This is a genomic window from Luteimonas kalidii (genome assembly GCF_029887935.1).
In the GTDB taxonomy this organism is placed as follows: Bacteria; Pseudomonadota; Gammaproteobacteria; order Xanthomonadales; family Xanthomonadaceae; genus Luteimonas; species Luteimonas kalidii.
In genome coordinates this window covers 1-5,994 of sequence record NZ_JARXRO010000017.1, presented here as the reverse complement: position 1 = coordinate 5,994, position 5,994 = coordinate 1, and the positions used below count along the sequence as shown (strand labels likewise).

Sequence of the window (5,994 nt, the reverse complement as noted above, 5' to 3'; positions counted from 1 at the left end):
GGGGCAAGCCCCACGTGGCAATCGGTTGGCGTACAGTTCCGGCAACGGGGCCCGGCAGTTCCGTAGCCAGCGCCCTAACTATTCGTTCAAGCCGACGCCACTTCGTGGCGCGGCTTAACTCAAGCGTTAGGCCTGCTTGGAGACAGCATGGGGGACTGGCAAACCCACGAAGCAAGGTCACAGCAGCTCGCCGATTCGGTGAGGCGCTATTTGGTAGCAGCTCATACCGGCGGCATTGCCACAGTTCTAGCAACCGCGAGTTCACTTGCAGCGCAACAGATCCATCCGCGCTGGGCTCTCTGGCCTATTGGTGTGTTCGCTATCGGTCTGCTGCTGGCTGGTATAAGCATGCTCCTGGCGCAGCACAGAGAAATGAAGCGACGTGACGCGGCCAAAGCGGGCAAGGAGGATCCAGAGTTCTCGTTCCTCTGGTGGAGCTGGAGTTGGAACTGGCTCAGCTTGATTGTGTTCGTTGGTGCGGTTGCGGCTGCTCTTTGGGGGCTTGGCTCCATTTCGCTGGCCGTTGGCTAGCGGTGTGGCGCAGCAGGCCTAACCATTCATTCAAGCCGACGCCACTTCGTGGCGCGGCTTAATTCAAGCGTTAGGCCGCTCGGGCCAAGCATCAATCGCTGTGCTGGCTTCAGCGGCTGCACCTGGCATGCGCAAGCCTGCTTCTCCGGTTGCACTCACAGCAAGTTCGTTCCCGACCGGTCCTATGGGCAAGCCGTTGGCTGGCGTCTTTGCCCGCAGCAATGTCCTTCCCGCACCTGTTCGGGGCAAGCGTGCCGCGGCTGCGGTTTGGGGTACAGTTTCGGCACCAGGGCCCGGCAGTTCCGTCGCCGGCGCCCTAACTATTCGTTCAAGCCGAACCCGCTTCGCGGGTCGGCTTAACTCAGGTGTTAGGTGCCAGTGATAATTCCCCGGCGGCTCAAGTGGATAGTTTTTGCTGGTGGAGCCATTGTTGCTTTGTACGGCGTCGCGCTGCTTGCGATTGTTGCTGCAGGGTCTGTCAATGTCGGGCATATCCCACTCACAATCTCGGGTGTCTCGGCATTGGTGGCATCCACTCCATTCCTGGCCCTCCCGTTCTCGGCTCGAGTTGCTAGGATTCTCCTTGCAATCGTGTTGCTTGGATTTTGTGCCGGTATGCTCTGGCTGGCTTTCTTGCAGCCTCATCCAACCGCTTGGTTCAAGGGAGCTGCCGTCTGCTTCGCTGTTCTTCTTCTTGCTCGTCTTTGGCTTGCTTGGCGGCGTAGCGGATCGCCGTCAGGCACCTAACAATTCATTCAAGCCGACGCCACTTCGTGGCGCGGCTTAATTCAAGCGTTAGGCGCATGAGAACAAGGATCGTCGCACTCATAGCAATGGCATTCATTGGCTGCGCCCACTCGTCTTCTACGGTGGACGCGGACATCGCCATAGAGCTAGATGCGCGCGGCTGCTTTGCAGTGGCAAGTCCCGATGTTCTGTTACGCATTCGCAACACTTCTGGCGAGCGTGTCTCCTTCCACACCTACGAAACGTCTAGCCCGCCCTACAAGCTGTACCCCGGCTCGGTTCAGTTGCTAGCTGTTCCATCGCAGGATCCTTGGCAGGTCGTTCTGGAGCATTTCATGCCGGCCACTCACGAGGTAGCCCTTGATCCTGGGGACCAAGCAGATTTCACTTATTCGCCTAGCGTGTGGCCGTCCGGCCAAGAGACTGGGCTCTTCAAGCTGCGGGTGCGTGATGTCCAAGGTCGCTTTCACTACTCATCAGAGCAAGGCGTGTGCCATCCCGGCTCAGCGCCTAACAATTCATTCAAGCCGAACCCGCTTCGCGGGTCGGCTTAACTCAGGTGTTAGGCCGCTCGGTCAGGTGTCCCATGATCCGTGTGTGGTCACAGCTGCTGCACCTTCCACGCGCAAGCCTGTCGCACCAGGTCCGCACGCAACAACGTCACTTCCGATCGTTCGTAAGCGCAAGCCGCTGGCTGGCGGCGCTTCAGGGGGCAAGTCATTCCCGAGTTGTCCTGGGGCAAGCCCCACGTGGCAATCGGTTGGCGTACAGTTCCGGCAACGGGGCCCGGCAGTTCCGTAGCCAGCGCCCTAACTATTCGTTCAAGCCGATGCCACTTCGTGGCACGGCTTAACTCAAGCGTTAGGCCGCTCGGGTTGAGCATCTATGCCTGTGCAGGTTGGCGCTACTCCAGTTCACTCGCGCAAGCCTGGCGCTCCGGCTTTCCGCGCCGCACCTTCATTTCCGCCAGGTCTTGGTGCAAGCCGCTGGCTGGCGGCACTGCGCGCCGGCGCTTCGTTCCCGCAGGTCAGCCGGGCAAGCTTCAAATCGCTGCGGTTTATCGTACAGTTCCGGCAACAGGGTCCGGTCGTTCATCGCCGGCGCCCTAACTATTCGTTCAAGCCGAACCCGCTTCGCGGGTCGGCTTAACTCAAGCGTTAGGCCGCTGATCAGTATGGTCGCAAGCTCTAGAAAAGCTGTTCTCGCTTCTTGGTTGCTTGCGTGCCCCCTTCTCTTGGTCGCAGCGGTCCTGGTACTGCCTCGTTTCAATCTCTACGGCACGCCAGCCGAGGGGTATATCTTGCTTGCCCTTATGGGTCTGCCATTGGTCGGGGCAGCGGGCATTGTCCGCTACCAGCAATCCACGCTTCTGGCTCGGCTACTGTTTGCGGCTGGCTACCTGGCCGCGGGACTTGCTTTGTCACTGTTTGGGGTAGTCTTCATCGGCTGTTCGTGGGCTGGCGCCTGCTTCTAGGCGCGGCCTAACCATTCGTTCAAGCCGACGCCACTTCGTGGCGCGGCTTAACTCAAGCGTTAGACCTGCCATGAGAGCAGCATGCAAATTGATGGTCTTGCTTCTTGGCACCACGCTGAGCGCGTGCGCAGCTGGATCGCCTCCTAGCTGCTCTTCCGGGCTTGTCCCGGTATCTACTGTCACGCCCAAGCTGCCGCCCAAGCTGCACAACGAGTTCACTGGTAGAGCCCAGGTTTCTTTCGTCATTGATCCCGCAGGACACGTGCAGTCACCCACCATCGTCTCTGCAGAGTGGCACCCTGTGGGCCGCAGTACTGGTCAACCCGTCGGCTACAACGAGGCAATTCTCTCCGCCGTAGTCCAATGGCGTTATCCGCCCAGACATCAGTCCTGTCGACATCAGATTCCGGTAGAGTTCCAAGTAGGAGGCTCTGCCGGTTCCCCGGCTGGCAGGTCTAACAATTCATTCAAGCCGAACCCGCTTCGCGGGTCGGCTTAATTCTGGTGTTAGGGCGCATGCCTACTCTCATCGCAGATTGGCCAGATGATGCAGACGGCGGAGTGTTCCGCCGTCTTGTAGAGCACGGCTTCGACTTTTCAAGACCTCACGCCGTTGACTACAACGTCGACTTTGATAGCTGGCCACCTCAGCAAGCGGCAATTGACCTGCTGGACTCGTTGTATGGTCCGGTCACAGTCTATGATCCGGATGAGCACGGAGACGGCTACATCCAGTTTCAGATCCATGCGCCGGTCACCTATGAGGGTGTCACCACCGTCCAGCGCAAGGTGAGCGCTGCAATGGAGCCGTATGGTGGCGTTTGCGAGTCCTGGGGGGTCATGCAAGATGCGCCCTAACAATTCATTCAAGCCGAACCCGCTTCGCGGGTCGGCTTAATTCAGGTGTTGGGCCGCACTGGGTGTGCGTTTGGTAGTGTCGCTCAACAGGCTCCTTCGGATAGTTCTCGGCCAGCGCGCCGGGTCGCTTCGTTCGGCATCGCACCCTCCGGCACCTGGCTCCGATCTGACATCGCAGCCTGTTGCCCGCCGCGCTCACGCGAATCGCTGACTTCGGCCACACGCAGCCTCGAGCGCCGGGGCCAGACCCAGGCGCGGACGACTTGCTTCAGCCGGAAACCTTGGCCAGCCTGCGCCAAGGTGTTGTAGTGTTCCGGCCAAAGGGTTGGGCTGCGGTTGACCGGGGTAGGGGCGCCATCATTCCGGCCATTGCGGCCCAACAATTCGTTCAAGCCGACACCGCTTCGTTACACCAAACACATGGCAGAAAGAGCTTGCCATGTGTTTGGCTCCACTACGCGGCGCGGCTTAACTCAGGCGTTAGGCGCTCAACCGAGGCATTTGCTGGGTGAAAGTTGGGGGAGCAATCATTGGGGGAGTCGCTGTTGCACAAGGCGTGGCCCAAGCTCTTTTCGGTGTGAGTCTGTGGCCCTCCGGCACACGCCTGCGGTCAGCGGGCTACTGGGACGCTCTCGTGTGGGTTTTTGGAGAACAGGGTGCGCAAGTCGTAGCTGGAGCCTGCTGGTTCGTTTTGGGTCTGCTGATTGTCTATCTTTCAGTCGTGCCGTATCGACATCTGCCGCGGTGGTGGCTGGGCAAAGACTCCGCTTCTGTGGCAAAGAGCAGGAAGGTGGGGCGCCGCAATCGCGCCTAACTATTCGTTCAAGCCGACGCCACTTCGTGGCGCGGCTTAACTCAGGTGTTAGGCCCCTATGTGCCACTTCATAACCGCCACGCTTCCTAAAGCCTCAGATCGCGAGGCGCTGAACGCTGTCGCGCACCAGTTCGGACGTCAGTTCCAACCTTTGGTAAGTCCAGCTGTCACCGCCCAGCTTCCTCCGGACGCGGCATACTTCCTCACTACTCTCGCCCACTGCGATTGCGGCACTGTCCTAGGGTCAGCTCGCAGGGCCGCGGCCCGTGCCACGGATTGGCCCAGTGAGGAAGCAAAGCTCCTGAAGAAGGGCTGGAGCCGGACAAAGGCAGCGCGCGCTTTGGCGCAGCGAAGAGAGAAGGAGGCACTCAAGCAAGAGGCAGGTGAACGGACAGATCGCGCTCTGGCCGAAAGCTTGGAGGGCTTCGTGTTGGGCGTGCTGCAGTCGGGTCTTACAGCAGAGTTGGGATTATTGTTGCACAGCTACCAAGGGCCCCTGGACGAGGAGTTCAGTATCCTTCGCCACGAGCAGGTCCCGCCACATGCAGCACTCGCAGAAGTTCTGCCGGTCGCAGAAGAAGACGTCTTGTACGTCTTCCGGTCAGGGGCCTAACCATTCATTCAAGCCGACGCCACTTCGTGGCGCGGCTTAATTCAGGTGTTAGGCGTCAGATCGCAGGCTCAAGTTCGCGCTTAGTTGCGTGCAGCTACGCTCGCACTCGCGGTATCTCACGCAGCTTCGGCCACACGGCCGCTGACCACTTTGCAGGAGCTCGGCAGCACCACGCGCCAAGGGTTCTCGGCAACGCTCGCCCAGGAGATCCTTCCGCGCCTGGCTTGTCGCAGCTCGCTGTCGCCTCCCCCAGACGGTCCGCCGCCTAACCATTCGGTCAAGCCGACCCCGGTCCGCTGGCTCCGTTCAAAGGTCTGGTTGCTGTGGCATCCTCGGCTCCCAGCTTCTGTAATGACCCAGCACTTCCTGCACAGGTCAGGCCGCTAAGGCATAGGCCTCGGCGGGGGTTTTCATGCCCAGCGCCTGGTGCGGGCGCCGGTGGTTGTAGAACTGGATCCAGTCACCGATCACGCGCATGGCGTGCTGCTGGGTCTCGAAGCGGTGCCGGTGTGCGCACTGCTCCTTCAACGTGCGGATGACGCGCTCGACCATCCCGTTCTGCTGCGGGCAGTGCGGGGTGATGAACTCCTGCTTGAGCCCGTAGCCTCGCACCAGCCTCGTGTAGTGCCGACTGGTGAACACCAGGCCATTGTCGGAGCGCAGCAGGAACGGCACGGGCACGCGTCCCAGCGTGCCGTAGCGGATGATCAACGCCTGCTCCAGCGCGGCCGCCGCCGTGCTGGCCTTGCCACTGCGCGACAGCTGCCAGCCCAGCAACTGCCGGGTGTGGCAGTCGATCACCAGGGCCAGGGTCAGCCAGCCATCACGACCGCCCCAGATGCGGCACAGGTCGGTTGCCCAGCGCTGGTCGGGAGACGTGGCCACCGACGGCAGCGCCTGGATCCGGGGACGGTGGCCGATCGCGCGCTTGCGCACCTGCCAGCCCTTGAGCTGGAA

Annotated in this window: 3 protein-coding genes; 2 read left to right on the top strand and 1 reads right to left on the bottom strand. The window is 60.8% G+C overall.

All coding sequences use genetic code 11. The features are described 5' to 3' along the window. The first annotated feature begins 147 nt into the window (after nucleotides 1-147). Nucleotides 148-531, top strand: a complete 384-nt coding sequence (locus QFW81_RS10955) for a hypothetical protein (protein ID WP_280578819.1) — start codon at nucleotides 148-150, stop codon at nucleotides 529-531. A gap of 2,737 nt (nucleotides 532-3,268) precedes the next feature. Then, a complete protein-coding gene (locus QFW81_RS10950) occupies nucleotides 3,269-3,610 on the top strand; it encodes a ribonuclease E inhibitor RraB (RefSeq protein WP_280578818.1) in 342 nt (113 codons plus the stop codon). Between the two features lie 1,802 nt (nucleotides 3,611-5,412). On the opposite strand, the gene QFW81_RS10945 is transcribed toward QFW81_RS10950, so the two are convergent. Next, the coding region (locus tag QFW81_RS10945; protein ID WP_280578603.1) for an IS3 family transposase at nucleotides 5,413-5,994 on the bottom strand (582 nt) is incomplete at its 5' end.